This is a genomic window from Woodsholea maritima DSM 17123 (assembly GCF_000382325.1).
Classification (GTDB): Bacteria; Pseudomonadota; Alphaproteobacteria; order Caulobacterales; family Maricaulaceae; genus Woodsholea; species Woodsholea maritima.
Genome location: NZ_KB908060.1, coordinates 2501 through 27899 on the forward strand (window position 1 = coordinate 2501; position 25399 = coordinate 27899).

Here is a 25399-nt window from a genome sequence, read left to right on the forward strand (position 1 = left end):
TTGCGGGGATCAAGACGTGAAGATGATTGACATTGTATAGCATGTTACCAACCGAACACTTTTAGGTTGGTATCGAAGACATCCAAACTGACTGAAGGGGCTTATGACGGCTCGTTCATGTCCCCAGGGCCTGCACGATCCTGGAGGGCGGAGCGATCACCGTACATGAGCTTTGTTGAGATCAAGCGTTTAAAGGGCGTTTGGTGGATGCCTTGGCAGTAAGAGGCGATGAAGGACGTAGCACGCTGCGATAAGTCTCGGGGAACCGCGAGCAGGTTTTGATCCGAGAATCTCCGAATGGGGAAACCCACCTTTACGGACCGCGGCGGTCGATTGTCTGAGCAATCATTTGTTTGATTAATTAGGCAGGCGATCACCGCAGTGCGTGAAAGGTATCTTATCCTGAATACATAGGGATAAGAAGCAAACCTGGGGAACTGAAACATCTAAGTACCCAGAGGAAAGGACATCAATTGAGACCCCCCTAGTAGTGGCGAGCGAACGGGGGCCAGGCCAGTGCTTCTTTTTGAGTTAGTCGAACGATCTGGAAAGGTCGGCCATAGCGGGTGATAGCCCCGTAGATGAATGCGATTAAAGAAGACTTGAGTAGGGCGGGACACGTGAAATCCTGTCTGAACATGGGGGGACCACCCTCCAAGCCTAAGTACTCCTTACTGACCGATAGCGAACCAGTACCGTGAGGGAAAGGTGAAAAGCACCCCAACGAGGGGAGTGAAACAGATCCTGAAACCGGACGCCTACAAGCAGTCGGAGCCCCATGCGGGTGACGGCGTACCTTTTGTATAATGGGTCAGCGACTTTGTCTTACGAGCAAGCTTAAGCCGATAGGTGTAGGCGCAGCGAAAGCGAGTCTGAATAGGGCGCACAGTTCGTAGGATAAGACCCGAAACCGAGTGATCTAGCCATGCGCAGGCTGAAGGTGCAGTAACATGCACTGGAGGGCCGAACCCACATCCGTTGAAAAGGATCGGGATGACGTGTGGCTAGGGGTGAAAGGCTAATCAAACTCGGAGATAGCTGGTTCTCCGCGAAATCTATTTAGGTAGAGCGTCAGATATTACCCTCGGGGGTAGAGCACTGGATGGGCTAGGGGGCCCCAACGGCTTACCAAACCTAACCAAACTCCGAATACCGAGGAGTACAGTCTGGCAGACACACTGCGGGTGCTAAGGTCCGTAGTGGAGAGGGAAACAGCCCTGACCGACAGCTAAGGTCCCCAAGTCGTGGCTAAGTGGGAAACGATGTGGAAATGCTTTGACAATCAGGAGGTTGGCTTAGAAGCAGCCATCCTTTAAAGAAAGCGTAACAGCTCACTGATCAAGCGTTTCTGCGCGGAAAATGTAACGGGGCTTAAGCCACGCACCGAAGCTTCGGGCTCGAAAGAGCGGTAGCGGAGCGTTCTGTACGTCTGTGAAGGATGACCCGTGAGGGCATCTGGAGATATCAGAAGTGAGAATGCTGACATGAGTAGCGATAAAGGGTGTGAGAGACACCCTCGCCGAAAGTCCAAGGGTTCCTGCGCAATGCTAATCAGCGCAGGGTAAGCCGGCCCCTAAGGCGAGGCCGAAAGGCGTAGTCGATGGGAACCAGGTTAATATTCCTGGGCCAGCGGGTAGTGACGGATTCTGGAAGTTGTCCATCCTTATTGGATTGGGTGGGCAATCAAGGCGTCCCTGGAAATAGCTCCCGCATGAGACCGTACCCTAAACCGACACAGGTGGACTGGTAGAGAATACCAAGGCGCTTGAGAGAACTATGTTGAAGGAACTCGGCAAATTACTCCCGTAAGTTCGCGAGAAGGGAGCCTGGCATTGGGCAACCAGTGTCCAGGGGCACAGACCAGGGGGTGGCGACTGTTTACTAAAAACACAGGGCTCTGCGAAGTCGCAAGACGACGTATAGGGTCTGACGCCTGCCCGGTGCCGGAAGGTTAAAAGGAGGAGTGAGAGCTCTGAATTGAAGCCCCGGTAAACGGCGGCCGTAACTATAACGGTCCTAAGGTAGCGAAATTCCTTGTCGGGTAAGTTCCGACCTGCACGAATGGCGTAACGACTTCCCCACTGTCTCCAACATAGACTCAGCGAAATTGAATTCCCCGTGAAGATGCGGGGTTCCCGCGGTCAGACGGAAAGACCCCGTGCACCTTTACTATAGCTTCGCAATGGCGTTAGTGGCGAATTGTGTAGGATAGGCGGGAGGCTTTGAAGTGGGAGCGCCAGTTCCCATGGAGCCATCCTTGAAATACCGCCCTATTCCTCATTGACGTCTAACCGCGGCCCGTTATCCGGGTCCGGGACCTTGCGTGGTGGGTAGTTTGACTGGGGCGGTCGCCTCCCAAAGTGTAACGGAGGCGCGCGAAGGTTGGCTCAGAGCGGTCGGACATCGCTCGTTGAGTGCAATGGCATAAGCCAGCCTGACTGCAAGACTGACAGGTCGAGCAGAGACGAAAGTCGGTCATAGTGATCCGGTGGTCCCGAGTGGAAGGGCCATCGCTCAACGGATAAAAGGTACGCCGGGGATAACAGGCTGATGATGCCCAAGAGTCCATATCGACGGCATTGTTTGGCACCTCGATGTCGGCTCATCGCATCCTGGGGCTGGAGCAGGTCCCAAGGGTTTGGCTGTTCGCCAATTAAAGCGGTACGTGAGCTGGGTTTAGAACGTCGTGAGACAGTTCGGTCCCTATCTGCCGTGGGTGTTGGAAATTTGAGAGGAGCTGCCCCTAGTACGAGAGGACCGGGGTGGACGTACCTCTGGTGGACCTGTTGTGGCGCCAGCCGCATTGCAGGGTAGCTAAGTACGGAAGGGATAACCGCTGAAAGCATCTAAGCGGGAAGCCCACCTCAAAACTAGATTTCCCTATCAGAGCCGTGGAAGACCACCACGTTGATAGGCTGGGTGTGGAAGTGCAGCAATGCATGAAGCTAACCAGTACTAATTGCTCGATCGGCTTGATCTTAAAAAGCTCATGAACGGCGGTCGATCCGCCCATGAACACAAAAAGATAAGCCCCCATAACAAAACGTCAGGCTAACCCCCTGACATCACCATCAGATAAAGATGTCTTCGATAAAAACTGTGTGTATGTCACCGACCGGGTGGCTATAGCGAGGGGACCCCACCCGTTCCCATCCCGAACACGGCCGTTAAGACCCTCTGCGCCGATGGTACTACATCTTAAGATGTGGGAGAGTAGGTCGTCGCCCGGTCCGTAACATACACACAAAAAAACATGCTATATGATGATCAGTTTTAAAAAAGCCGCCCTTTGGGGCGGCTTTTTTTGGTTTATATCTTGAAACATTGCGGGTCTGGCTCAGCGCAGCGATGGCGCACATGGTCATGCGACCGTTTACCCTCTTCTCTTATCGTGATGACATAAGCGCTCTGGTCTTAGAGGGTGTAAGCTTTATGCCGGTCACAAGAAAATGTTCAGCTTTTTTTGAAAGATTGGCGTGGTAGGGTTTTACTTAAAGTCAGAGCGAGACTGAGGAGCCGAGTGTGTCAGAATATCGCTATATCTACACATCGCTGGCCAAAGACGGCTTTAAGGATAAAGACTTTAAGGCGCTTGTTGAGCATGCGCGGCGCTATAATGCGGCGCGGGGCATCTCTGGAGCTATCTTATTAGAGCAGGGACGTTTTTTCCAAATTTTAGAAGGTCCACGCCCTGCGGTTATGATTCTTCTCGACAAAATCAAGCAAGACCGCCGTCATTCAGATATGCAATACCTCCATTGCGATGATGAGGCGGAGCGTCTTTATGGCGATGATGGTATGGTGCGGTTGAGTTTGAGCCTTAAAGATGTCGGCAAGCCCAATGGTATTAATAATCAAACCCTGGAAATAATTGAGCATATCATCAGCTATGATCAAGAGTTGATTGCCCCGATTTTGCGCCCCCCTTTGACGGCCCTTTTGTCACTGTTAGAGGCGGACGAAACGGCAGCTTAGCGGGTTGTCTTGTCACATTGTGGGTTCTATATCGAAACTGAACTTCGATAGGGCTCATCATGAAATCTTTTTTCCATCGTCATCAACCGATTGTGCCGCAGCGCCATGCCATCCTGGCTGGCTTGGGTGGGCTTGTCGCCATTGGCGTCGTTGGCGCACTGAGTGCGGTTTCAGGCTGGAGCCTGATTATGGCGCCGTTTGGGGCCAGCTGTGTGTTGCTATTCTCGGTCCCCGATAGCCCCTTATCCCAACCGATGAATGTCATCGGCGGCCATATGGTGGCAAGCGTGATTGGTCTTGCCTTGGCGATGGTGTTGCCTGATGCGTGGTGGGCGGGGGCCTTAGGGGTGGGTCTTGCCATTGGCGTGATGGCGGCATTGCGCGTCACCCACCCCCCTGCCGGAGCCGATCCTTTGGTCATCTTAGCGCTTCAACCGGGGTGGAGTTTTCTGATCTTACCTGTCGGATTGGGCGCTGTGGCCCTGGTGGCTGTAGCCTTCGCTTATCATCGCTTTACAGGGCATGTGTATCCCAAGCCAAGGCCCTAAATGAGCGCATAAAAAAAGCCCGGGCGATGACCCGGGCTTTTTTATTTGGTACGTATCTATATCACTCAGCCAGTTCGCTGATCCGACCCGAATTGGGTGCGGCGGCGCGCACATAAGGGGCGACATGGGCTTCGAATTTTTCGAAATTCGCCACGAACATATCCGCGAGCTTGGCCGCCTGGGCGTCATACGCGTTGGCATCATCCCAGGTGCGACGTGGATTGAGGATGGAGGAATGAACCCCTTCCACATGGTCAGGGACCAAAAAGCCAAAGACGGGATCTTCTCGGAAGCTGGCTTTGGCCAGGCTGCCATCAATCGCCGCATTTAAGAGCCTACGGGTTTCCTGGATCGGCATGCGTTCCCCCACGCCATAGGGTCCGCCCGTCCAGCCGGTATTGACCAGCCAGCAATCGACATCATGCTCGGCGATGAGATCGCGCAGCAAGGCACCATACTCGGCCGGATGGCGCGGCATGAAGGGCGCACCAAAGCAGGTGGAGAAGGTGGCCGAAGGCTCGGTGACGCCTTTTTCAGTCCCGGCGACTTTGGCCGTATAGCCTGACAGGAAGTGATACATGGCCTGGGCGGGGGTCAGCTTGGCGATGGGGGGCATTACCCCAAAGGCATCGCAGGTCAGCATCACGATATTGCGCGGCGCACCGCAAGTCCCGGTCTTGCTGGAATTGGGGATATAGTCGAGCGGATAGGCCCCGCGTGAATTTTCCGCCAAACGCGCGTCATCGAGATCCAAGGTCCGGGTCACCGGATCCATGACGACATTTTCCAACACCGTGCCCCACATTTGGGTGGTGGCATAGATTTGCGGTTCGGCCTTTTTCGACAGGCGGATCATTTTAGCATAACACCCGCCTTCAAAATTGAAGAGGCCGTTCTCTGACCAGCCATGCTCATCATCGCCAACCAGAACGCGTTTAGGATCGGCAGAGAGCGTGGTTTTGCCCGTACCAGAAAGGCCAAAGAAGATCGTGGAATCGCCGTCTTCGCCGACATTGACCGAGCAATGCATGGGCATGATTTTTTTGGCGGGCAAGAGATAGTTCAAAATCGTGAAGACTGATTTCTTGGTTTCCCCGGCATAAGAAGTTCCGCCGATCAGCACCATGCGGGCGGTGAAATTGACCGCGATCACGGTTTCGGAACGCGTGCCATGCTTGGCCGGATCCGCTTTGAAGCTGGGCAGATTGACGATGGTGAATTGCGGATCGAAATCGACAAGCTCATCGGTGCTGGGCCGACGCAGCAAGTGGCGAATGAAGAGCGAATGCCAGGCCAGCTCTGTCACTACGCGCACGGGCAGGCGGTGTTCGTGATCAGCACCGCCAAAGAGGTTCTGAACGAACAGCTCTTTGCCCTCCATATGCGCACGCATATCATTCCACAGCGTGTCAAAATGGGCGGGTGTCATCGCTTCATTGAAATCCCACCAGAGGGTGTTTTCGGTTTCGCTGTCGCGTACGGTGAATTTATCGCGCGCAGAGCGCCCGGTATGTTGGCCGGTCTTCACCACCAGGGCACCGCCTTTGGCGATCTCGCCTTCGCCGCGGCGCACCGCCTCTTCATAAAGGCGCGCTTCATTCCAATTGAGGTGAATAATGGGTTCGCTCAGCCCCATATCTTTCAGGGCCGCGTTTACGGTCATTCCATCTGGCATACAATCCTCCCCAGACCTTGGGTGAGAGCCTCTTAATGGGCTCGTTTAAAAGGTAGGCCAAGTATTACGCGGGCCGGAGGGAATAATCACGCACAATAGTCGGGTCTAGACGGAAAATTACATGCTGCACTGCGAAGACGCGGTGGGCTCTGTTTGGGCGTCTAGCCAGTCAAGGATGGCGGGAAAGACGCCCTCGGCAAATGCAGAACGACCCTGGACCCTTAAGGCGATCAAGGTCTTAATCGCTTGCCAGTCATTGCGATACGCGACCAAGGTCTGGCTGCGCAACAGGCCATGTTCGGCATTTTCAAAGACCAGCGCTTGATAGGGCGCATCGCGGTCCGCCAGGATGTCATCAAAAACCGCTTGAGTGTCGGTAATATCGACATTGGCATCATGATCGCCAAACAGCGCCAGCACGGGCTGGGTCAGGGCGTGGAGATCCGCCCGAGAATCGCTCTTGATATTGCGCAGCCAAAAGCCCCATTGCGCCCGGCTGGGAAGCTCATCGAGGGTTTCACCGCGCGCGAGGGCTTCCTCGACATAACTCTCATAGCTAAGCCCTTCGGTCATGCGGGCATTCAGGCGGGCACCTTCGTCAAGTTCAGCTTCGATCTGCGCGGGGGAAAGGCCGGCTTCTTCGCGGCGCACCCGGCCCATATATTGGCCCTGAGCCTGCCAGTTAATGGCGCTGGACACAGAGATCCAGCTGGCCAAACACGGGTTTTGCGCCATGACTTTGGGCGCGACCCAGCCGCCTTGGGAAAAGCTGATCAGATGGATTTGGGTGTTCTTAAGCCCGGTCTCTTCACGCAGCCAAGCGATCGCGGTTTCAACGCGCGCGGCGCGGCTGGCCATGCTGTCATCGAGCCATTGGCCCGCGCTATCACCCACGCCGGGCTTATCCCAGCTCAGCGCGCAATAGCCCGCCTCACTCATCGCGCTCCAGAAAGGGTCGTAATAGCCATAGGCTTCGGCGGCTAAAGGGCCATCGCCATGAATGAAGACGACGCAGCCCTTCAGGGGCACGCCGGGATCGGGCAGGATCAGCGCCGCAGCGAGATCGCCGTCTGGGGTGGGGATGATCACATCTTGGCGTTCATAGGACGCAGGCCACAGAATAAAGCCGCAGACCACAGCCAGACCTAGAACTAACACACCGATCAGCGCTCTTACCATGCATCCCCCCTATCAGTTGCTTTCGTGATGGCGGGTAAATGGGGCTCAATGATGACCAAAGCCTTGTTAACGCTCTTTTGGCTCTATGGGGAAAAGCCATGGGTTTGCAATGAGCGATTTTCGCCTGATCTATCACTCCAAAGCCAATGCCGAATTGGATGAAACGAGTATGCCTGCTTTATTGCATCAGGCGCGCCGGTCCAACCGGGGGCGTTTGTTAACGGGGGCTTTGGTGCTGCATAAGGGTGCGATTACTCATCTTCTTGAAGGTCCCCAGGTCTCGGTCATGGCGGTGATGAAGAAGATCAAAGCCGATCCGCGCCACCGCGAGGTGGAGGTGGTTTTAAGCGCCAATCATGTTGAGCGAGTCTTTCCGGAAGATGCGCTGGATTATGTCAGCCTGCATCCTGACTATTTGAAGGAGAAGGGCGGGCTGCCGCCGCGCACCGCGATGAGTTTGGAAAAACTGCTCGCCCTTCATCCGCAAAAAATGCTGACCTATTTGATGCCGGTGTTTAAGGATCTGGTGCGCGTGGCGCGCCCGGATCAAGATCTTTCAGATCGTAAGGTGCGCACCGGCTAGGCGCTTACGGATAGGGGATATGCTCGCGCTCATCCGGGGGCAGGGTAAAGACGCTGTCTTTAAATCCCGCCTCGGCGCTGGCGGCCCAATCGGCTTTGGCCTTTTCGATGAGGGCTTTGTCGCTGGCGACGAAATTCCACTCGATAAAGCGCTCGCCGTCTAAGGGGGCACCGCCCAGCAGCATGATGCGTGTGGGCTCTTGAGCGATCAGATCATGGCTGACGCCCGGTTCAATGACGCCCATCTCACCGGTTTTGAGGCTTTCCTCGCCATAAGTCAGGAGGCCAGAAACGACATAGACCGCGCGCTCTTCATAGCCCTCAGGCAGCGCAAGGTGTGAGCCTTCGGGCATTTCACCATGGAGATAAAAGATCGGGGAATAGGTTTGAACGGGTGAGGTCTCGCCATAGGCAGAGCCCAGGATCAGGCGCAATTCCACCCCGTCCAAGTCCAGGCTGGGCAGCTCCGCCGCGTCGTGATGATGAAAGGCGGGCGCGATGGTTTCCTGCTCACGCGGAAGAGCGACCCAGGTTTGAATGCCGTGAATATGCTGGCCGTGGGTGCGGGCCTCATCCCCGGTGCGTTCGGAATGGACAATGCCGGATCCAGCGGTCATCCAGTTGACATCGCCGGGATAAATCGTCTCATGAATGCCCAGGCTATCGCGGTGATCCATCTCGCCGGCGAACAGATAGGTGACGGTCGCCAGGCCAATATGCGGATGAGGGCGCACATCAATGCCTTTACCGGGGGCAAAATCCACCGGGCCCATTTCATCGAAGAAAATAAAGGGACCAACCAGGCGCTGTTTGGCATGGGGCAGAACGCGCGCGACCATGAAATGATCGCCCAAATCCTTGCTGCGCGCGGCAATGATATGGCGAAGCGGGGCGGGGATGTCGCTCATGATAGGGCCTCCAGGGATGTTGGATGGCCTGTTGTCTCATGCTTTTAAGGGTGCGCCAAGCCGCCCTAAGGAAAGAGACTTATTCAGCTGGGGAAAGAGGGCGCTTAGCCCTCAATCAGATCCAAGATGGCATTCATCCGGGTTTCGATGCGCACGCGATAGCCCTTTGAACAACATAAGGCCAGCGCATCATGGCCGCTGTCGAGATCATTGAGCGCGGGGCGCTCTAAAATGATCATGCGCGGCCAGCGGCTTTTGGGCGCTTTTGCAAAGAAAGGCGAGAGGATTTGCACCTCACCGCCCTCGACATCAATTTTCATGGCGGTGAGGGTTTGCACCTTCATCTCGTCCAGCAAGGTTTGCAGCATGGTGACGCGGACCGCTTCGCCGCGATTATCCTGTCCATCTGACAGCGCGGCCCCGCCCTTATTATGCCCGATCATGCGCATGACGCTTTCGCCTTCATAATCAGATAGCGCAACGCCGGTAATTTCAACATTGGTGAGCTTATTGGCCTGGACATTAAAGCCCATGCGCGCGCGCATCTCGCCCTGGGGCTCGACCGCGATCACCCGCACGCTTGGCCCACCATGGCGCGCCGCAAACAGGGCATAGGCCCCGGCATTGGCCCCTATATCAATGAAGGTGGACTTGGGCTTCAACGCCGCGTTTAACGCCGCCAGCTCCACCGGATCAAAGCATTGCGGGGTCATGAACAGGCGTTTTTCGCTGAGATTGTCCTTGGGGTGGAGGCGGAGCTTCAGGCCAAGCGCCTCCACATCGGCGATGTCTTTGACCCCAAATAGGGCCAAGGGACGCGCCGCGCCCGCCATGCGTAAGCCTGCGCGGCCCTTTGGTAGGCTGCGCCCAATGGCCAGACCGACTTTCTGCACCGGATTGGGCGCGTATTGTCCAAAGGCGGGTTCATCACGGCGTTGCGCAGGCGGGCGATGATCGCCCTCGGGCTGAAGCGCCAAGTCTTCAAATTCAACGCGGTCGTGATCTTGAACAGTGTCAGTCATGGAGGTCTGTTTTACCTTATCATTCATGAAACCCTGCGCGTTGACCGACGTCTATGGCAAGTGATTTGTCTGTAAAGATGATCACATCTTTGTCTTGGTCGGTTTGCCTGGTTTCCAATCTCTCCAACACATCCTACATTCCGTAACAAATAACAAGGAAGGGGAGATCCTTATGAGAGGTGTTTTATCCGCAGGCCTTATTGGTCTTGTGGCTCTAAGCGCAAGCGCAGCGCCAGTTTTTGCTCAAAATTCAGAGCGTTATGACATTCCGGCTGAAACGCGTCAAACTGCACAAGGTTTGAGCCAAACCGCGTTGGAGAGCGATCTGGCGTTAGATATCGTGACCAGCCTCACCACTGAAGTCGGCCCACGTCTGGCCGGTACCCCGCAAGAGGCGCGTGCGCGTGAATGGGGCGTTGCTAAGCTGCGCGAGCTGGGTTTTGAGAATGTCCGTGTGGAGGAGTTTCCCTTAGATCTCTGGACGCGGGGCCATTCGATTTATGAAGAAGTGGCGATCACCGCGCCTTTCCCACAACCCCTCTATGCGATTTCACTGGGTGGGGCGGCGGCGACGCCGGAAGCCGGTCTGGAAGCCGAGGTCGTCTTCTATGCCAATTTCGATGATTTTGAGCAGGACGCGGCCACGAATGTGCGCGGCAAGCTGGTCTTTATCAATGACCGCATGGTCGCCTCGCGCACCGGGGCGGGCTATGGCCCGGCCAATCGTAAACGGCGTATGGGCTGGGTCATTGCCGAAGATCGTGGTGCCGCCGGGGTTTTGATCCGCTCGGTCGGGACCGATACTAATCGCTTCGCCCATACCGGCATGGTCAGCTTTCCTGATGATCGCCGGCCCAATGTGCCGATTCTGGCGGTCTCTGCACCGGATGCGGATTTGATTGAGCGCATTGCCGAGCGCGGCGAGACGATGAAGATCAAGCTGAAAACCTATGCCGGTTGGCGCGGTGAGGTCACCTCTGGCAATGTCATCGGTGAGATTGTCGGGCGTGAGCATCCTGAAGAAATCGTGGTCATTGGCGGCCATTTGGACAGCTGGGATAATGGCACAGGGGCGCTGGATGATGGGGCCGGGGTGGCGATCACCATGGCCGCGGCCAAGCTGATCGGTGATCTGCCTCACCATCCTCGCCGCACCATTCGGGTAGTGTTGTTTGGGGCTGAAGAAGTTGGCCTGGTGGGCGCGCGCGCCTATGCCATTGCGCGCATGGCCGATGGCACGGTGCGTGATCACGTTTTAGGCTCTGAGTCTGATTTCGGGGCGCGTGAGATTTGGCAATTCAGCACCAAGGTCAATGAGGCGGCTCTGCCCGCGATGGATGCGATCGGGCGCGAATTGGCAGTATTAGGGATCTTGCGTGGTGATAATGACTCCGGCGGTGGCCCAGACATGATCCCCTTGGATTATATGGGTGTGCCGATGGCCAGCCTGGCGCAAAATGGTGAAGACTATTTTGACTTCCACCACACCCCCAATGATACGGTGGATAAGATTGTCCCGGAAGAGATGGCGCAGAATGTCGCCGCGTGGGCGATGATGACGTATCTGGCGGCAGAGCTGGATGTCGATTGGCGCCAGCCCATGGAGGGCGAGCAAGCTCAGCCCTCTCAATAGGTAAGGCCACGCTTTGACATAAGGAAAGCCCAGCCCTTTGGTTGGGCTTTTTCCATTTTGGACATAATGATGTTCGAATTCTTGCTCTTAAATCTCTGCTGGATTGCTGTCATGTATCGCTCAACACGCCGCCCCAGGCGGTTTCGATTTTGGGAGATGACGAGGATGACGCAAAATCTGCTTTATATTTCATCGAGCGCCCGCGATGAGGGCTCTATCACGCGCGCCAGCGCGCAGGCGCTGATCGCCGCCATGGCTCAGCCGGATACATCCCTGGTGGAGCGCGATGTGGCCAAATCAAACTTACCCTATGTGGATGCCACCTGGGTGGGGGCCAATTTCACCCCGGCGGAGGCCCGCACGCCCGAGCACATCGCGGCCCTGGCCTTGTCTGAAACCTTGATTGAAGAGATTGAGGCGGCCGATACCCTGGTGATTGGCGTATCGGTCTATAACTTCAACTTGCCTGCCAGTTTGAAGGCCTGGATTGATTTAATCGTGCGTGCGCGTCGCACCTTCCATTATGAAGCCGACGGCCCTGTTGGCCATCTCACTGGTAAGCGTGCGATCATTGCCTATGGTTCGGGGGGAACCCCGCTGGGCAGTGCGATGGATTTTGCCAGCCCTTATCTGCGCGCCATTCTGGGCTATATCGGGATCACGGATGTGACGTTCGTGGATGCCACGGGCTGGGGTCGTTTGAGCCCTGAGGCGCGAGCGGCCTTGATTGATCGCGGTGTGCGCGAAGCTTTTGCCCACGCGGCATAAGAGGAAAGGGCCCCGCGGGGCCCTTTTAGTTGGCGTTCTTAAAGTTCACGCCATTGGGCCTGCATGCCCAGGCGCGAGAAGATCGAGCTCCAATAAGATTGTAGTACGGTTTCTTGTTCGCTTTCCCAGCCTTCGCGTGGGATCAGGTGGATCTCAATGCGTACCCCGTTCAGCACATCGCCATAGGTGTTTTCTAGTTCGCGAACGACTAAATCCGGGTGCGGCAGGCGATCGGTCAAAGGCCCACGGGCGCGACCATAGACGCTAAATAGCTGAGAGTTTTGCAGCATGTCCGAGACCAAAATGATGGTGCGGCGCGGTGTCGTACGATCAAAGTCGGGCTCTAAGGCGAGATCCGCCAAGGCTTCGATGATCGGGCTTTGCGGCGAATCCTTTGGCTCTACCAGATCGGCGAGGGCGTTTTGCAAAGGCGCTTCGAACAGAGCTTCATAGCGGGCCTGAACGCGCTGAGGATTACGATAGAGCGGGTTAATCTGCTCACCGCGACCGGGATTACACAGCGAAAAATTATGGGTGTGGATCAGCTCACCGCGCGCATCCAGCTCAAACAGGGACATGCGCTCACTCATATCCAGGCGCGTGCGGCTGTCTAAGACCAGATCGCGGATCGCGCGGGCTTGCTGAGGGCTGTAAAGATCGGTCTTGTCGATGACGATGGCATAATGGGGCGGTTGATCGCCCGACAGGCATAGGGTCTGGCTGTCATATTCCGGGGGTTGCAGGACCAGCGCGGCATAGCTGATCGCCCCTAAAATCCCGGCAACAATGATAAGGTTGAAAAACCCGATGACGTCTTTTCTACGCATGATGTCCCCACATCTGCTGGGTGAGAGAGAAGAGCGTTGTTTCAGTGTCTCTCACAATGGTGTCCGTTTAAAGCGCGGTATTGCGAATTCAACCCGCGCCCCCTCATCAGGACATCAAGATTATCCCTTGGGATAAGGTGGTTTTTTCTCATCAGCGCCGCCAGACGGGGTGCCATTCGCTTTCAAACGTCTCAGCTTGCGCCGACGTTCCATTTCTTCAGGATAGGCCTCAACCGTATGCAAGAGGGCCAGAATGTGCGAAGGCACGACTTTCTTTGTGCCCTCAATGGCTTTGTTGAGCTTATCCGCAGCAATGTCGAGCTTTTTCTGAACCGCGCCATAGCCCAAAATCCGGTCTTCCCAGGTCGCGCCTTTATAGGCCGCGATACAGGCAAAGGTCAGCCCCAGGATAAGCAGCAACAAGGCTTCGAGTGTTTGCAGCTGGGTGAAGGAGAGCGCATTGGTTACCGGGTTCATCACATGGCCGGTGACAGCGCTGTCGCCTTGGGCAAGGCTAGCCGAACTCAACTCCAACAAATCGCGATATTGGGCGGCGGTGAAATTGAGCATCAAGATTGCGCCCATCGCGATGGGGGTGCCAACCAGACCGCAGACAAACCACAGCTTCTGATGCGGGTTCATCAAAGTGCGAACACCCAGGAAACCGACCAGGAAGAAGCTCGCTAAAACATTGGTGAAGGCGACCATGATCGCCTGGATCCAACCGCCTAACAGACCCAGATCGGAGGCTTTGGAGAAGAACTGCGCATTGGCCAGGCCCTCAACCAGAACCAAAGCGGCCAGCAGGGAAATGCCCATGATATGGGAATCAGGATATTGGCCGGGGCGATTAATCCATTTTTCTTCAGGCAGGTTAAGGTTGGCATCCTTACCCCAGTTTTCCTGGAAATCCTTATAGTAATCAAAGGCATATTTAAGGTCGGTATAGGCCGACTTTACCGATTTTTCGGTCGGTTTGTGCTCACCCTCTACGCCCGACCCCCCTTGGGTGTCGAAACTGCTTGGTTGTTGCTCATATCCTTGCGGCAATGCGCTATGTGTTTCAAAAGTCTGGCTCATTGGAGCCCCCTACAGCCCTGATAAGGGTTTATGTTAACCTACTTTAGCAGTAAAGATCCAGACCGGATCGGTTCTGCCTTGATTAACGTTTATCCTTACGCGTTGTTCCTGTACGTTTTATCACAAAGATATAAAACGCATGAAAAATTAAGGGGAGCATACCATGGTTAACGCCAAGATGAACGAGTTTCTTTTTACGCGGCGTGGCCTTTTTTCTGCGGCGGCAGGAAGCGCGGCGGGGGCCGTCGCGCTGGGGGGCTCAAGCCAAGCCCAAGAGCGGGTCACACTAGAGACGTTACAATGTGCTGAGCCTTTATTGGCTGTTGACTACACCCCCCAAGAGCGCCAGCAAATGGTGGAGGGGATAGACCAATGGGTGGCGCGTGCGGAGCGTTTGCGCGCCCTTCATCATCCCAATACGCTATCGCCGGCGAGTGTGTTTGATCCGCGTGTGCCGGGTGTGACTTACCGCGCGCAATCCAATGGCGAAATGGCCTGGCCGGGTGAGGCCGGACCTTGCCCCAGCGATGAGGTTGATCTGGCCTTTGCCCCGGCGTGGAAGCAAGCGGTTTGGATGAGCCGCGCCGAGCTGACCTCGCGCGCTTTGACGGCGATTTATTTGGACCGCATTGCGCGCCATGGCGCGCGGCTGGAATGCTTCATCACCGTTCTGGCGGAGGCGGCGATGGCTGAAGCGCAGGCGCGCGATCGTGAACGCGCAGCAGGGCAGGTGCGCGGTCCGCTTCATGGGCTGCCCTATGGGTTGAAGGACATTATTGATGTTGCGGGGGTGCGCGCCAGCTGGGGGGCGAGCGTCTATAAAGACCGGATTGCCCAAGAGAGCGCCGTCGTGGCCGAGCGCTTGCGCGAGGCGGGATGCGTCTTGCTGGGCAAAACCACCACCGGGGCCTTGGCCTATGGGGACATCTGGTATGATGGGGTGACGCGCAATCCGTTTAATCCTGAAGAAGGCTCATCAGGGTCTTCTGCCGGGTCGGCATCGGCCACGGCGGCGGGGCTGTGCTCTTTCGCCATTGGCACGGAGACTTTAGGCTCGCTTATGTCACCCTCGCATCGGTGTGGGACCAGCGGGCTTCGCCCCAGCTTTGGCCGTGTGGCGCGCACGGGCGCGATGGCCCTGTGCTGGAGCCTTGATAAGATCGGTTCCTTGACCCGTAGCGTCGCCGATCATCCTTTCGTTTTACAGGCCATTCAAGGCGGTGATCTGGGCGATCCATCCAGCTTTGATCATGGCTTTGAGATGAGCTGGACGCGAGATTTTACCGGCATGAAGCTCGGTTATGATCCAGCCTGGTTTGAGGATACCGGCGCGCCCGATCACGCCGCATTAGAGGCGGCCCGCGCGCTGGGCGTTGAGCTGGTGGCGTTTAACTTGCCCGATTGGCCTTATGATACTTTATTGACCCAGCTGGAAGCCGAAGCGGCGGCGGCCTTTGAAACCCTGACCCTGGAAAATTTAGATGATCAATTGCGCTGGCAGGCCGGTGAGGCCTGGCCCAACACCTTCCGCCGGGCGCGCTTTGCCTCGGGCGTTGATCTGATCAATGGTGATCGGTTCCGCCGCCAGGTGATGGAGGCCACCCATGAGGCCTTTTCTAAGGTCGATGCCGTGATCGGGCCGAATTTTGCCGCGGCCATGTTGCTAATCACCAATTATACCGGCCAGCCGCAATTGGCGTTTCGCTCTGGCTTTGTTGATGCGCCTAGCCGGACTTTATTTGGCACGCCGCAAAATGATACGGGGCAAACTTTCCGTGTGCCCTATGCGACCAGCCTATGGGCCCCCTTGTTTGAGGAGGGGCGTATCCTGGCGCTGGGTGCGGCCTTAGAGGACGCTTTGGGCGTTGCCCAAACGCGCCCTGAAACCTTCGCTTAAGGGCTTTGGTGGCAGGGATAGGAAAAAGGAAGAGCGGCGATGATCTTTTATGACTATTTGCAAGCGCCCAGTGCCCGGCGCACCCGCATGGCCTTGATTGAAAAACGCATCGAGATTGAAACGCGCTATATTGATCTTGGTGCTGGTGAACAATTCTCCGAAGCGTTCAAGCAGATCAATCCGCGCTGTACACTTCCCGCTTTAATGACGGATGAGGGCGTGGTGCTGAGTGATAACAAGGCCATCGCGCAATATTTGGAAAGCGTGTTTCCAGATCCGCCCTTGCTGGGCACGGACCGGCTGGAGCAGGCTTTGGTCTGGGAATGGGTCGGGCGCATCGAGCTTGATGGGCTCGGCGCGTGCCGCGATATGCTGCGCAATAAGCTACCCGTGTTTCATGAGCGCGCCTTGCCGGGGCCAGAGCGTCATGCCCAGATCCCGGCTTTAGTCGATCGCGGCGAAGATCAGGCGGAGTTTTTGCTGCTCGATCTCAATATGCGCTTATCCCACTCGCCCTGGCTGGCGGGGGAGCATTTCTCCATCGCTGATATTGCGGGCTTTGTCTTTGTGGAGTTCGCAGATCGCCTCCATATCCCGATCCATGAGGGCTTAGAGGCTTTGAAGGAATGGCGCACGGTCATCGCCGCGCGCCCCAGTGCGCAGGCTTAAATTCTAGACCTGAATGAAGAAGGCAGAGCCATCGGCTCTGCCTTCTTTTATGTCTAGTCTTGGGTGTCTTGCTTGGCCGGGTCATAAGCCTCAAACCAGGTGAGGATATGGCTGACTTTCTGCATCAGGCGTGTCGGGCGCGAATCCGCGATACCATGGCCAACGCCTGGAATGCGCACGAAACGCGAGGGAATATCGCGTAATTGCAACGCGATATAATATTGCTCGGCCTCATGCACGGGGGTGCGACGATCATCGCCACCGACAAAGACCAGAGTTGGCGTCTCAACATTGCCGACCAAAGACAGCGGTGAGCGGCGCCAGTAATTCTCCTGATCGTCCCAGGGCATAGTCCCGAACCAGCTGGGCTGGATCATTGGTCCAATATCGGCAGAGAGCACGAAGCTGGTCCAGTTGATCACGGGCTTACCGACCGCCGCCGCGGCAAAGCGCTGATCCATCCCGATCAGCCAGGCGGTTAGGACGCCGCCGCCCGATCCGCCGGTGACAAAGAGGCGATTTTCATCAATAAAGCCGCGCGCGACCAGCGAATCTACCCCCGACAACAGATCATCGGCGTCCTGGCCGGGATAGTTTTTGTCGATCTCATTGGCGAAGGCTTCGCTGTAAGACGTCGAGCCCCGTGGATTGGTGTAAAGCACCACATAGCCCGCCGCGGCCATCAACTGGACTTCTGTTGAGAAATTTGGGCCATAGGCGGTATGGGGGCCGCCATGGATTTCCAAAATCATGGGATAGCGCTGATTGGGATCGAAATTGGGCGGATAGACGATCCAACCTTGGATCTCCAGTCCATCGGCAGAGCTTTGCCAGGTCATCTCTTCGACCCGGCCCAGGGTGAGGGCATCAAAGACATCGCTGTTGATATCGGTGATTTGGCGGGTGCTATTGCCTCGCTGGCCGACACCGACATTGGCCAGATCATAGGCATCGGCGATGGTCGCCGCATAGCGCCCATTTCTAGAAATGCTAAAATCACCAGAGGTATAGGGGCGTCCGAAAATCTCACCGCCAAGCTGGCGAGAGCGCACATCGATGCGGCCCTCCATATTGGTTTGCGCCAAGACACGCTGGCCGCGATCATCATAACTAATCCATAGACTACGCCCTGATGGATCCCAAACGACATCATTTAAGGGCTTGTCCAAAGCGCTGAGCACTTCGCGCGGCGTCCCACCCTCAACGGGCATAACATAAAGATTGGCATCAATGTTGGAGCGGTGATCATTCGGCCCACCCAGATAAGCCAAGGTGCGCCCATCGGGCGATAGGCTGGGGCTGCCTTCAGCGCCCGGAAAATCGGTGAGCTGTGTTTCTACGCCATTGAGATCGACGCGATGGAGATCTGATTCGCGAAAGTCGAAATTCTGGCTTTCCATAAAGCCGACACTATAGATCAATGCGCTATTACCGGCCCAGATCAGGCCACCAGCGCCACCATCCGTGATATGGGTCAATTGGTGCGGCGTTCCACCCTGCGATGAGATGACATAGACTTGCGGGGTGCCTGGGGTGATTTCACCCGCACCATCAAATTCATAATAGACGCTTTCATCCACTAAGGCCGTTTCGGCCCATTCGGCCCCTTGGGGTTTGGCCGGAAGCCCTAGATCAATCTGGATATCGGGGGCGGGGGTGAAGGCTGTAAAGGCCAGGTGCTGGCCATTGGGTGACCAGCTGAGATCAGAAGCGCCGGTTTCAAGTATGGCTAAGGTTTGCACCTGATCATTAGCAAGCCATAGCACGCGCAGGAACGTCTTGCCGTTTTCACTGGCCACGAAGGCTAGCTTCGTTCCATCCGGCGACCAGCGCGCAGACGTGTAATCACGATCCCCAGTCATCAAGGGGCGGTGATTGTCGCCATCATAATCGACCCGCCACAGGCTGGAAACGGCGCGATCCTTCATGATGGAGTTGGAGCGGCGCTGATAGACGATCGTCGCGCCATCGGGTGAAATTTGCGGATCAGCGACGACTTCGAAATTGAAAACATCATTATACGTCAGAACGGACGTGTTCTGAGCGTGGGTGCTGGCACTGGCCAAGCTGAGCGCCAGAAGACTGGCCGTTGCGAATACATATTTCATGGTGATCTCCCCTTATGGGGGCAAAAGTAACGGTTGTTTGTCGTCTTGCAACTGACAGCTTTGTCATCTTTTGTCAGAAAGTGCTTAAAGTATGCATATTTGATAACTAATACAGAAATTGTGCATTGCCGCATTCGTTGAAGTTTTTGAAAAAAGTTCAAAACCAATCATGTGATTTAAATGTCATGGGTGGGGCAAAATTGTGAAATTAACGCTGTTAAGGTCCAAAAAGTATAATTTGTTTCAAAATATGGCTTTTCTCCATTCGTTTTTTGTTTCACTCTTGTAATAGGGTGCATTTTTGCACTGCACAATAAAAGAAATAACTATTCCCGGATAACGGGTAGGGAGGAGTTTTTATGTCGCGTTTAGCCTCTAAGTGGCAATTGACACTCGCCACATCGGCCCTGGCACTGACGGGGGTCACTCTGCCTGCGGTTGCGCAAGACGCGCCCGAACGGCGCACGATTGAAGTCATCACGGTGACCGCTCAGCAGCGTGAAGAAAGCTTGCAGGATGTGCCGCTTTCCATGGCTGCCTATGATGAAGTCGCTTTGAAAAATGCCGGTGTGAAAGACATCAAAGACCTGATGAGTTTGGCTCCGGGTTTGATGGTGACCTCAACCCAATCCGAGACCATTACGACGGCACGTATCCGCGGTATCGGGACCGTGGGCGATAACTTTGGTCTAGAAAGCTCGGTTGGCGTGTATATCGACGGGGTCTTCCGCTCACGCAATGGTGTGTCCTTTCAGGACATTGGCGAGATTGCCGGTATCGAGGTCTTGCGTGGTCCTCAAGGCACGCTATTTGGTAAAAATACCTCTGCGGGCGTTTTGAATATTTCGACCGTCGCACCGGATATGGATGAGTTTGGCGGTCATTTGGAAGGTACGTTCGGGGATTATGGCTATCGCCGTATCAGTGGCGGCATTACGGGGCCGATTGTTGAAGATCAGCTGGCCTTCCGCCTGTTTGCCGTGAAGGGCGATCGCGACGGCTATATGGATCTGGTGGTCGATGACGGTAGCTCTACAACCGTTCAGGATTCTGAGACCCAGGATTATTATTCTATTCGCGGGCAACTTCTATGGACCCCGAATGACCAGGTCTCAGGGCGGATCATTGCCGATTATTCTAACCGCGATGAAATGTGCTGTTCGGCTGTTCAGTGGGATTACACCGCTGCGGCGGCGGCCTTTGTCAATTCCGTGGGTGGCCAGGCGGCTTTTCCTGCTGATCCAGATGCCCGTATCGGCTTCTCAAATCGCCCCTTTGTTCAGGATATCCAAGACTGGGGTATTTCGGGCGAGTTCGATTTCGAGCTGGGTTTCGGAACGCTGACCTCGGTTACTGCGTTTAGAAATTGGGAAAACTCACGCTCGCAAGATATTGATTATTCCAGCGCAGATCTGGCTTACCGCGATGTTGATAACAACTATACCGATCTTGACCGCTTTAGTCAGGAATTCCGCCTGCAGGGCGTTAATGGCAAGCTCGATTGGTTAATCGGCGGCTTTTTCTCTAGGGAAGACTTGAAGCTGTCGGATGGCATTCGCTTTGGTGCCGATTGGGAGCCTTATTTGGGCCGCTTATTGACCGCCGGCACTGTTCCGCCGCTGGGCACGCCCGCTGGGGTTTCAGCAACGATTTCTAATGTGACCTTTGGCGGTGTCAATATTCCTCCTGGTTTCGCTATTCCGGGCGGAACTGGCGTCAATCAGGATAATTATGATCAAAGCGCGACCTCTTGGGCGATCTTTACCCATAACTCCTACGCATTGACCGAGCGTCTGACCTTAACTGCGGGCCTTCGTTATACTCATGAGAAAAAAGAGCTTGAGGCTGATTTCTCAACGACATCTCCGCTGGGCTGTGGCGCTCTGGAGCAGGCCTTTGGCTATGATCCTGTGGCGGGCTTTGTCGCGGCAGCGACCCAAGCGAATGCGCCTGACGCGACGATTGCAGGCGGGGCGCGGGCCATCGGCTTGATTTGTCTGCCGTATGCACGCTCCGGTCTGGATAGCACTGGTTATGATCAGTCGCGCACCGACAAGGAAGTCTCCGGTACGATCCGCCTGGATTATCAGTTTAATGATGATGTTATGGGCTATGCCGGTTTCTCGCGCGGTTTCAAAGCGGGCGGGTTCAACCTTGATCGTCAGTTCAATGGTACGGTGACGGCAACAGGGATCCAAGATGTCAATTCTGGTTTCGCGCCAGAGATTGTCGATGCCTATGAGATCGGCTTTAAATCTCAGCTCTTTGATGATGTGGTGCGTTTGAACGCGAACCTCTTCTATCAAACCATTGATGACTTCCAGCTCAACAGCTTTACCGGCACTGCCTTTGTGGTTGAATCGATTGAAGAGATTAAATCCAAAGGTTTAGAGCTCGACTTCTACTACCTGCCTCCGATTGATGGGTTGGAATTCACAGGGGGTTATGCCTATGTTGATGCTCAGTATGGGGATAATATCACCAATACTGGCCTTGCTGGCAAAACGATTTCTTTGAGCCCAGAGAATTTCTTCACCTTGGCCATGACCTATGAGCGTGAAATTTTTGATGGTTATTATGGTCTGTTTTCGGTGGATGGACGCTGGGTAACGGACTATAATACCGGTTCAGATCTGGATCCTGAAAAAGCGCAAGACGGGTTCGGCATGATCAATGCGCGTCTGGGTTTATCACGTGAGGATCAAGCCTGGTCGATTGAGCTTTGGGGTAAAAACCTGACCGATGAGACTTATGCTCAGGTGGCCTTTGATGCGTTCGGCCAGGGGAGCCGCGCCGGTGATGGCAGCTCAAACGGGGCGCGCTCAACCGCATCTTATGCGGCCTTCTTGGGGGCTCCACGCACTTGGGGTGTGACTTTGCGCACAGAGTGGTAGTGCGCCAACCGTCTTGACCAAGCGCGCAAGATAGCGCGTCCAGTCAGGGAGGAGACAAGGGCTGAAGCATCGCTTCAGCCCTTGTTGTTTTGATGCGGAAGATATGTTTTAAGGGGGAAGTGGATTTTAAGTCTTGTTAACTGCGTTTACGCGCGGCTTCATAGTCGGCGCGTCTAGCATCGAACACAGGGCGCAGGCGCTCGCGCTCGGCGGGGCTCATCTTGGTCCAGCGCCCTAATTCTTCTAAGGTTCGAAAACAGCCCACACAGATCTGCTTGTCGGGATCGACAAAGCAGACTTGTATACACGGGCTCCAAATCGGTTCGGTCATAGGATGAAAATGGCCGGACTTGCGCGCAGGTGCAATCTAGACATTCACATCGCAATCAGTAGGGTGCGCGCTTTCGACTTTATAAAACCGAGCCCCACGCGTGGGCCGGTCCATGAAAAGGGCAGGGGTGGCATGGAAGATCTGGGCCTTCAATTGCGCAGTCTGATCGGTGTGTTTGCGTTTATCGCCATTGGCTGGGCATTTGGCCCCAGAAAATCTGTCCCCATCGCTTTGATCCTGGGCGCGGTGGCGACCCAGTTTGTGATTGCGGTCCTGCTTTATAGTTTTGAGCCGACGCGCGCCTTCCTCGCCTCTTTGACGCGCGTGGTTGAAGTGCTCCAGCAGGCGACCTCGCAAGGCACCAGCCTGGTGTTCGGCTATCTGGGCGGGGGCGAATCGCCCTTCGTCATCAACCCTGAATCCGATGGCTCCACCTTCACCTTCGCCTTCCAGGCGCTGCCCATGGTGATCGTGCTCTCGGCCCTGTCGGCGGTGTTGTGGCGCTGGCGGATTTTGGAATTTGCGGTGCGCGGCTTTGCCTTCATCTTCCGCAAAGTCTTGAACTTGTCTGGTGCGGCCTCGCTGGGGGCGGCGGCGAATATCTTTTTGGGCATGACCGAAAGCCCGGTTCTGATCCGTCCGCGCCTGCCCTCCATCTCTAAATCAGATCTGTTCTTGATCATGACCGTGGGCTTTTCCACCGTCGCCGGATCGGTGATGGCGATCTATGTCTCGCAATTGAAAGACGTTTTGGACAATGCGGCGGGCCATATCCTGACAGCTTCGCTGATCTCGGTACCGGCCGCCGTCGTGTTGGCGCGCGTCATGCACCCTCAAGATGGCGAGGTTGCCGCGCATGGCAAAGAGCCCATCCCGCAGGATTTATACCACTCCACCATGGATGCGCTGACCACCGGGGTCAGCGATGGTGTGAAGCTGTTCGTCAATATCATCGCCATGCTGATCGCCTTCACCGCGATCATGACCTTGGTCAATATCATTATGGGCATGTTCCCTGATGTGATGGGGGAGCCGATTTCCGTTCAGCGTGTGCTGGGCCTGATCTTCTCACCGCTTGTATGGCTTGCTGGCGTCTCCTGGGAAGATGCGCAGCTGGCCGGCGGGGTTATGGGGCTGAAAACCGCCCTCAATGAGATTATCGCCTATGATAATCTGGCCCAGGTCAGTGATCAGCTCAGCCCGCGTACGCGCCTGATCATGACCTATGCGGTGTGTGGCTTTGCCAATTTTGCCAGTATCGGGATTTTGATCGGGGGCTTGGTGGCGGTTGCGCCCTCGCGCCGGGAAGATGTTCTGAACCTGGCCCCGCGCGCCTTGATCTCGGGCACCTTGGCGACCTTGATGACCGGGGCCGTGGTGGGTGCTCTGCCGGGCAGCTTGTTCGGGCTTTAGGGCTACGCCTGTCATGCCAGACGTGATCTGGCAGCCATGCCGTGAGCTTGACGATTATTCTGCGCGCCCAGCCCTTTGCACAACCCTTCCGGCATGGACCCCAAATCAAGTTTGGGGTGACATGAAGAGGAAGGCTTTGCGCACCTCGTCTTTAAAGGCCTAAGTCCTAATCTCCGCGCTTGGGCCAGAGCTTAGTACGAAGCCAGCCCAGGGTGGAATTGCCGCGTAAGTTGTCGCGATAGGCTTGGTCCATGAAGCGATCAAGCCCGTCCATATCGCCCATGAAGTCCATGCGGGTCTTGAACGGTCCGTTAGGGTCAAGTGTTTTGATGACGCGCTGAGGTGATCCAGCCACCACCGCATAGGCCGGGACATCTTTGGTGATGACGCTGCGCGCGCCGATCACCGCATGATCACCGATGGTAACGCCTTTGCCGATAAAGGCCCCATCGCCAATCCAAACATTGTGCCCGATTTTGACCGGCTTAAAGGGTGGGGCCGGATCAACGCGGTTATAGAGACCATGCCAGTCGCAATCGGTGATCGTGACGGCCTTGGCCAGCAGGGCACCATCGCCGATCTCAATCGCACCCGCCGCTAAGATTCGCACCCCGCCGGCAAAGAAGCAGCTATCGCCGACCCTGATATGGGCGTCGCGCTCTGGCGGGGCCCAGAGGGTAAAGCTGACCGGTTGATCACGGCGTGACACGATGTGAACGCCTTGCCCCACATGGATATTAGGCCCGAAAATTTCGATATTCCACGGCCGCACCATTTTGGCCTTTGGCCCGATGCTGTCGAAATGGGGATGCACGAAATGGCGCGCCCAGGCGTTTTCAAAGCTTTCCCAAGCGCTGTGCATCCAGTAGGGACGATGGTCTTTTCTCATGGATATGCGTATAAGCCCTAGAATGACAGAACACGACCCTTCCAACGAAAGCCCGCAGCATGTTGACCCTATCGAGACGGCGATTCTCGATCTGGTGCGTCAATGCCCTGCAGATAAATCCATTGACCCGGCTGAGGCCGCCAAGCTGGCCTATCCCGGTGATTGGCAAGGCCGCATGAAGGCCGTCAAGGCCATGGCCGTCGGTCTGGCGCGTAAAGGCCAGATTTCGATCCTGCGCAAAGGAAAGCCGGTTGATCCCAACACCTTCAAGGGTGTGTATCGGATCAGCGCCCCGCGCGAAATGCCCTTAGAAAGCTCTGAGGATGGATCTGGATCCGAAGACAGTCCAAACGCCTGATTTCGAGGCGCTGAAGGCCGAGATCCGCGCGTGCCGCGTGTGTGAACCGGCCTTGGCCCATCCGGTGCGCCCTGTCGTGCGGGGTAATGCCACGGCGCGTATCCGCATCATTGGCCAGGCCCCGGGCACACGGGTTCAGGCCAGCGGCATACCTTTTGATGACCCTTCCGGGGATCGCCTGCGCGCCTGGATGGGGGTGGAGCGCGAGACCTTCTATGATGAAGATCTGATCGCAATTACGCCGATGGGCTTTTGCTTTCCCGGCCTGGATGCCAAAGGTGGGGATTTACCGCCGCGTAAGGAATGCGCGCCGTTGTGGCAGACCCGCTCTACCCAGGCGCTGCCCCATGTCCGGTTAACGCTGTTGATTGGGCAATATGCCCAGCGCTTCTATCTAAAAAAAGCAGTCGCCAAAACACTCACCCAAACCGTGTTGCAGTGGCGAAATTACGCGCCTGACACCTTTGTGCTGCCCCATCCCTCATGGCGTAACAATGCCTGGATAAAGAAGAATCCCTGGTTTAGCGAAGAGCTTCTACCGCACTTGCGTCTTCGCATATGCAACATTATACAATATAAGGGCTAAACTTCGACAATTGTTGAGTTTTCTTAACCTTGCGCGCCCTTTCAAAGGGGAGTATGG

20 protein-coding genes and 2 rRNA genes are annotated in these 25399 nt (G+C 55.7%); 13 read left to right on the forward strand and 9 right to left on the reverse strand.

All coding sequences use genetic code 11. The features are described from left to right. Nucleotides 1-179: 179 nt before the first annotated feature. The 4 genes from H151_RS0112070 (at nucleotide 180) to H151_RS0112085 (ending at nucleotide 4523) form a co-directional block, all read left to right on the forward strand. Nucleotides 180-2980 (forward strand): 23S ribosomal RNA (locus tag H151_RS0112070). Between the two features lie 135 nt (nucleotides 2981-3115). Next, a 5S ribosomal RNA gene (gene rrf, locus H151_RS0112075) occupies nucleotides 3116-3230 on the forward strand. A gap of 292 nt (nucleotides 3231-3522) precedes the next feature. Beyond that, nucleotides 3523-3975: a BLUF domain-containing protein gene (locus H151_RS17185; RefSeq protein WP_019961921.1), complete on the forward strand. Its 453-nt coding sequence runs from the start codon at nucleotides 3523-3525 to the stop codon at nucleotides 3973-3975. A gap of 59 nt (nucleotides 3976-4034) precedes the next feature. Continuing rightward, the gene (locus H151_RS0112085; RefSeq protein WP_019961922.1) at nucleotides 4035-4523 is read left to right on the forward strand and encodes an HPP family protein; all 489 of its coding nucleotides are present in this window, start codon (nucleotides 4035-4037) and stop codon (nucleotides 4521-4523) included. Between the two features lie 61 nt (nucleotides 4524-4584). On the opposite strand, the gene H151_RS0112090 is transcribed toward H151_RS0112085, so the two are convergent. Together H151_RS0112090 and H151_RS16360 are read right to left on the reverse strand one after the other, a co-directional pair. Beyond that, the gene (locus H151_RS0112090) at nucleotides 4585-6198 is read right to left on the reverse strand and encodes a phosphoenolpyruvate carboxykinase (RefSeq protein WP_019961923.1); all 1614 of its coding nucleotides are present in this window, start codon (nucleotides 6196-6198) and stop codon (nucleotides 4585-4587) included. Nucleotides 6199-6315: 117 nt separating this feature from the next. After that, entirely contained in the window at nucleotides 6316-7377 is a 1062-nt protein-coding gene (locus tag H151_RS16360; protein ID WP_019961924.1) for an alpha/beta hydrolase family protein, read from the reverse strand. 109 nt (nucleotides 7378-7486) lie between these two features. On the opposite strand from H151_RS16360, the gene H151_RS0112100 reads away from it, so the two are divergent. Then, complete coding sequence (locus H151_RS0112100) at nucleotides 7487-7960, forward strand: BLUF domain-containing protein (protein WP_019961925.1); 474 nt, start codon at nucleotides 7487-7489, stop codon at nucleotides 7958-7960. 4 nt (nucleotides 7961-7964) lie between these two features. Here H151_RS0112100 and H151_RS0112105 read toward each other — a convergent pair whose 3' ends face one another. Both H151_RS0112105 and H151_RS0112110 read right to left on the reverse strand, forming a co-directional pair. Further along, nucleotides 7965-8867, reverse strand: a complete 903-nt coding sequence (locus H151_RS0112105; RefSeq protein ID WP_019961926.1) for a pirin family protein — start codon at nucleotides 8865-8867, stop codon at nucleotides 7965-7967. A gap of 104 nt (nucleotides 8868-8971) precedes the next feature. Beyond that, nucleotides 8972-9889 carry an FkbM family methyltransferase gene (locus H151_RS0112110; RefSeq protein WP_019961927.1) on the reverse strand — a complete coding sequence of 306 codons (918 nt, stop codon included), beginning with the start codon at nucleotides 9887-9889 and terminating at the stop codon, nucleotides 8972-8974. 172 nt (nucleotides 9890-10061) lie between these two features. On the opposite strand from H151_RS0112110, the gene H151_RS16365 reads away from it, so the two are divergent. Both H151_RS16365 and H151_RS0112125 read left to right on the forward strand, forming a co-directional pair. Further along, nucleotides 10062-11522: a M28 family peptidase gene (locus tag H151_RS16365; RefSeq protein WP_019961928.1), complete on the forward strand. Its 1461-nt coding sequence runs from the start codon at nucleotides 10062-10064 to the stop codon at nucleotides 11520-11522. Between the two features lie 165 nt (nucleotides 11523-11687). Then, entirely contained in the window at nucleotides 11688-12290 is a 603-nt protein-coding gene (locus H151_RS0112125; RefSeq protein ID WP_019961930.1) for an FMN-dependent NADH-azoreductase, read from the forward strand. 38 nt (nucleotides 12291-12328) lie between these two features. Here the strand turns inward: H151_RS0112125 and H151_RS0112130 are convergent, their stop codons facing one another. Further along, the gene (locus H151_RS0112130) at nucleotides 12329-13117 is read right to left on the reverse strand and encodes a hypothetical protein (protein WP_019961931.1); all 789 of its coding nucleotides are present in this window, start codon (nucleotides 13115-13117) and stop codon (nucleotides 12329-12331) included. Between the two features lie 120 nt (nucleotides 13118-13237). Continuing rightward, nucleotides 13238-14197: a hypothetical protein gene (locus H151_RS0112135; protein ID WP_019961932.1), complete on the reverse strand. Its 960-nt coding sequence runs from the start codon at nucleotides 14195-14197 to the stop codon at nucleotides 13238-13240. Nucleotides 14198-14360: 163 nt separating this feature from the next. Between H151_RS0112135 and H151_RS0112140 the strand changes: the two genes are divergently transcribed. Together H151_RS0112140 and H151_RS0112145 are read left to right on the forward strand one after the other, a co-directional pair. Continuing rightward, entirely contained in the window at nucleotides 14361-16094 is a 1734-nt protein-coding gene (locus H151_RS0112140; protein WP_019961933.1) for an amidase, read from the forward strand. Between the two features lie 39 nt (nucleotides 16095-16133). After that, the gene (locus tag H151_RS0112145; protein WP_019961934.1) at nucleotides 16134-16763 is read left to right on the forward strand and encodes a glutathione S-transferase family protein; all 630 of its coding nucleotides are present in this window, start codon (nucleotides 16134-16136) and stop codon (nucleotides 16761-16763) included. A 53-nt stretch (nucleotides 16764-16816) separates the two neighbouring features. Here the strand turns inward: H151_RS0112145 and H151_RS0112150 are convergent, their stop codons facing one another. Beyond that, nucleotides 16817-18871, reverse strand: a complete 2055-nt coding sequence (locus H151_RS0112150) for an alpha/beta hydrolase family protein (protein ID WP_019961935.1) — start codon at nucleotides 18869-18871, stop codon at nucleotides 16817-16819. A gap of 359 nt (nucleotides 18872-19230) precedes the next feature. Between H151_RS0112150 and H151_RS0112155 the strand changes: the two genes are divergently transcribed. Continuing rightward, nucleotides 19231-21765, forward strand: coding sequence for a TonB-dependent receptor (locus tag H151_RS0112155; protein WP_019961936.1), 2535 nt, complete (start codon nucleotides 19231-19233; stop codon nucleotides 21763-21765). A 136-nt stretch (nucleotides 21766-21901) separates the two neighbouring features. On the opposite strand, the gene H151_RS17385 is transcribed toward H151_RS0112155, so the two are convergent. After that, entirely contained in the window at nucleotides 21902-22096 is a 195-nt protein-coding gene (locus tag H151_RS17385; RefSeq protein ID WP_083918586.1) for a DUF1289 domain-containing protein, read from the reverse strand. Between the two features lie 132 nt (nucleotides 22097-22228). Here H151_RS17385 and H151_RS0112165 point away from each other — a divergent pair, with 132 nt between their 5' ends. Beyond that, the gene (locus H151_RS0112165) at nucleotides 22229-23509 is read left to right on the forward strand and encodes a NupC/NupG family nucleoside CNT transporter (RefSeq protein ID WP_019961937.1); all 1281 of its coding nucleotides are present in this window, start codon (nucleotides 22229-22231) and stop codon (nucleotides 23507-23509) included. Nucleotides 23510-23675: 166 nt separating this feature from the next. Here the strand turns inward: H151_RS0112165 and H151_RS17840 are convergent, their stop codons facing one another. After that, entirely contained in the window at nucleotides 23676-24398 is a 723-nt protein-coding gene (locus tag H151_RS17840; protein WP_026353995.1) for an acyltransferase, read from the reverse strand. Between the two features lie 22 nt (nucleotides 24399-24420). Here H151_RS17840 and H151_RS16370 point away from each other — a divergent pair, with 22 nt between their 5' ends. Both H151_RS16370 and H151_RS0112180 read left to right on the forward strand, forming a co-directional pair. Beyond that, nucleotides 24421-24756, forward strand: coding sequence for a DUF3253 domain-containing protein (locus H151_RS16370; RefSeq protein ID WP_019961939.1), 336 nt, complete (start codon nucleotides 24421-24423; stop codon nucleotides 24754-24756). Beyond that, nucleotides 24722-25342, forward strand: a complete 621-nt coding sequence (locus tag H151_RS0112180) for a uracil-DNA glycosylase family protein (protein ID WP_019961940.1) — start codon at nucleotides 24722-24724, stop codon at nucleotides 25340-25342. The genes H151_RS16370 and H151_RS0112180 overlap by 35 nt, the downstream gene beginning before the upstream one ends. The last annotated feature ends 57 nt before the right edge of the window (nucleotides 25343-25399 follow it).